Origin of the sequence: Campylobacter coli LMG 9860 (genome assembly GCF_000254135.1) — a bacterium.
Taxonomy (GTDB): Bacteria; Campylobacterota; Campylobacteria; order Campylobacterales; family Campylobacteraceae; genus Campylobacter_D; species Campylobacter_D coli.
In genome coordinates this window covers 1-2,256 of the sequence record NZ_AINS01000164.1, presented here as the reverse complement: position 1 = coordinate 2,256, position 2,256 = coordinate 1, and the positions used below count along the sequence as shown (strand labels likewise).

The following is a 2,256-nucleotide window of genomic DNA, read 5'->3' as shown; positions in this document are numbered from 1 at the left end:
TGGATGGAAAGGGTGAGAAGGTGAGAAATATTTTAGTTACAGGTGCTGATGGTTTTATAGGTTCTCATCTTTGTGAAAGTTTGGTCAAAAAAGGTTTTAAAGTCAGAGCTTTAAGTCAGTATAATTCTTTTAATTTTTGGGGACATTTAGAAAAAAGTCCTTTTTTAAAAGACATGGAAGTTATAAGTGGGGATTTAAGAGATAGTTTTTTTTGCGAAAAAATCACCAAAAATATAGATGCGATCTTTCATCTTGGCGCTTTAATCGCTATCCCCTACTCCTACACAGCCCCACAAAGCTATGTGGATACCAATGTCAATGGCACTTTAAATATGCTCGAAGCAGCTAAAAAAAACGAGATTTCACATTTTATCCACACCTCAACAAGCGAAGTTTATGGCACAGCCTTTTATGTACCTATCGATGAAAAACACCCTTTACAACCTCAAAGCCCTTATTCTGCAAGCAAAATCGCTGCAGATATGATGGCGCTGAGTTATTATAATTCTTTTAATTTAAATGTCAATATTGCACGCCCTTTTAACACCTATGGACCAAGACAAAGCGCAAGGGCTATCATACCTACCATCATCACACAAATTTTAAGTGGAGCAAAGGAAATCAAACTAGGAGATTTAAGCCCTAAAAGGGATTTAAATTTTGTGCTAGATACTTGCGAGGGTTTTATCTCTCTTTTAAATTTAAAACATTTTGGAGAAGTTTATAATATAGGCTCAGGAGTGGAATACTCCATGCAAGAAGTACTTGATCTCATACAAAAAATTTTAGATTCTAAAGTAAAAATCATCCAAGATGAACAAAGATTGCGTCCTAAAAATAGCGAAGTTTTTAGACTTTGTTGCGATGCAAACAAGCTTAAAAAAGCTACAAATTGGCAAAGCAAAATAAGTCTAGAAGAAGGCTTGAGACAAAGCATAGAGTATTTTAAAGAAAATTTAGAAAATTATAAAAGTGAGCTTTATAATGTTTGAAAAAGAAATTTCTTTTATAAAAAGTCTTTTTAATAAAGAAAATATCGCCCTACATGAGCCTTGTTTTATAGGCAATGAGAAAAAATATCTTTTAGAGTGCATTGATAGCGGTTTTGTTTCAAGCGTGGGAGAATTTGTAACGCGTTTTGAAGAAGCTTTAAAAGAAAAAACCAAAGCACGCTTTGTTATCGCTACAAATACAGGCACAGCAGCCCTTCATATCGCTTTACTAGCTAATGGTATCGATGAAAACTGCGAAGTCATCACTCAAAGCATAAGCTTTGTCGCTACGGCCAATGCTATCGCTTATACAGGTGCAAAACCCGTTTTTTTAGATATAGATGAAAACACTCTAAGTTTAAGTCCTAAGGCTTTAGAGCATTTTTTAGAAAATCAAACTTATCAAAAAGATAATCTTAGCTATAACAAAACCACACACAAACCCATCAAAGCTTGTGTTATTATGCACACCTTTGGTTTAAGCGCTCATATAAAAGCCATCAAAGAGCTTTGTGAAAAATACCACATCCTTTTAATTGAAGATGCTGCAGAAGCCTTAGGAAGCACCTATGAAAACAAGGCCTTAGGCACTTTTGGAAAGTGTGGAATTTTAAGCTTTAATGGCAATAAAATCATCACAGGAGGATGCGGGGGAGCAATTTTAAGCAATGATGAGAATATAGCTAAAATCGCAAGGCATCTTAGCACCACAGCAAGAATACCTCATGCTTATGAATATGATCACGATGCTATAGGATATAATTATCGTCTTTGTAATATCAATGCTGCAATTTTGCTTGCAGGACTTGAAAATTTAGAATTTTTCTTAGAAAATAAAAGAGAGTTGGCTAAAATTTATAAAGAATTTTTTAAAGATAATGACAAGTGTGAATTTATGGACGAAAAGGCAGATGAAAAAAGCAATTTTTGGCTCAATACCTTGCTTTTTAAAGACGAAAATTTAAGGGATATTTTTTTAAAAGAATGCTTGGAAAATAAAATTTTTTCGCGTCCTATTTGGAAAAGTTTGCCTAGTTTAAAACCTTTTAAACATTGTCAATGCGATACACTCTTAAACACGCAAAAACTAGAAAAATGTTTAGTAAATTTACCTAGCAGCGTCAGAAGAAAATAAACAATTTATGTTAAAATGAAAACTTTTTAAAATGGGAGCGTTAATGAAAAAATATATTAGCAATGAAGAAATTTCAAACAATTTGGGAAGCAATGAAAAAATTTGGGAACAAATTTTTTCTAAAAAAGA

General features: G+C 33.1%; 2 protein-coding genes. Both read left to right on the top strand.

The genetic code is table 11. From position 1 onward, the window contains the following. The first annotated feature begins 20 nt into the window (after positions 1–20). Positions 21–992, top strand: coding sequence for a 4,6-dehydratase LegB (legB, locus tag CCO88_RS09950; RefSeq protein ID WP_002786732.1), 972 nt, complete (start codon positions 21–23; stop codon positions 990–992). Then, positions 985–2,127, top strand: a complete 1,143-nt coding sequence (legC, locus tag CCO88_RS09945) for an aminotransferase LegC (protein WP_002811817.1) — start codon at positions 985–987, stop codon at positions 2,125–2,127. Before legB ends, legC begins: the two co-directional genes overlap by 8 nt. The last annotated feature ends 129 nt before the right edge of the window (positions 2,128–2,256 follow it).